Annotated in this window: 2 protein-coding genes; both read right to left on the bottom strand. The window is 62.3% G+C overall.

The annotated features are described in order from the left end of the window. Positions 1-17 precede the first annotated feature (17 nt). Positions 18-851, bottom strand: coding sequence for an IS3 family transposase (locus AC13GF_RS20890; RefSeq protein WP_483005846.1), 834 nt, complete (start codon positions 849-851; stop codon positions 18-20). Further along, a complete protein-coding gene (locus AC13GF_RS20885; protein ID WP_019338990.1) occupies positions 848-1141 on the bottom strand; it encodes a transposase in 294 nt (97 codons plus the stop codon). The genes AC13GF_RS20890 and AC13GF_RS20885 overlap by 4 nt, the downstream gene beginning before the upstream one ends. Positions 1142-1158 lie beyond the last annotated feature (17 nt).

Here is a 1158-nt window from a genome sequence, read left to right as displayed (position 1 = left end):
ACACTCCCAAAGGGAGTTCAGGCCACCTGCACTTCACGGAGCGCAGGTGGCACAAGGCCGTTGGCACTGTGCAGCCGACGGTGGTTGTACCAGTCCACAAATTGTTCGATGTCTGCTGCCGCCTCCTGTCGAGTGGGGTATTTGGAGTAAAGCCATTCCCCTTTGAGGGTGGCGAAAACCCGTTCCACCACCGCGTTGTCCCAGCAGTTGCCCTTCCGACTCATGCTCTGGGTGATGCCGTTGTCACGCAGGATCTCGGCCATGGCATGGCTGGTGTACTGCCGACCTTGATCGGAGTGGAAAAGCAGTCGTCCGTTGGGACGACGTTGATTCAGCGCCCCGCGCAGGGCTCTGACCGCCAGCCAGGCATCCCCTTCGTGAGAGTGGGCCCAGCCCACGATCCGGCGGGCAAACAGGTCCACCACAACGGCCAGATAAAGCCAGCCCTGTTGAGTCGGGATGTAGGTGATATCTCCTGCCCAGGCCTGGTTGGGTGCCTCTGGATTGAATTGACGTTCCAGCACGTTGGGTGCCGTCAGCGCCTGGGGTCCCAGGCTGTGGTACTTGTGCCGCCGGTGCTGTCGCGCCTTGACGCCGGCCCGGCGCATCAGCGTCCGGGCGCGATAGCGACCCACCGGCAGGCCGCGATTGGTCAGCTCCCTGGCCATCTTGCGAGAGCCACAGCTCCCCCGGTGGGACTGATGAATGCGACGAACCAGATCAACCTGGGCCAGCAGCTCCCGGTCAATCCGGGGTTCCCGGTGCAGCCAGGCGTAGTAGCTGCTACGGGGATAGTCCATCAACTGACACACCAACCGGATCGGAGCGGCCTTCCCCAATTCCAGGATCACCTGTTCCGGTGATCGCTGTCCCGAATGAAGAAGGCGATGGATTTTTTTAGCAGGTCGCGCTCCTCCTTGAGCCTGCGATTCTGGGCCTCCAGCTCGGCGATTCTGACCTGGGCATCTACGGGCGGTGCCTCGGCCTGGGGGTCATGCTTTCGACGCCATTGCTCGATCCAGCGCCTCAGCGCCGTCGGGCCGACATCCATCAGCTGGCAGACGTCCCTGACTGTCTGCCCCTCTACAACGACAAGGCGGACCGCCTCGTCCCTCATGCCCTGAGTGATCTGTTTTGCCATGGGTCTACCTCGATGCT

Source organism: Stenotrophomonas sp. 22LJNL06-5-1 (assembly GCF_056861455.1).
The sequence above is the reverse complement of the archived record's forward strand: the minus strand, read 5'-3'. Positions and strand labels throughout refer to the sequence as shown.

What these genes read in the sequence shown, in the direction of transcription:
- AC13GF_RS20885 (WP_019338990.1), bottom strand. Translation starts at nt 1,141, where the DNA reads ATGGCAAAACAGATCACTCAGGGCATGAGGGACGAGGCGGTCCGCCTT.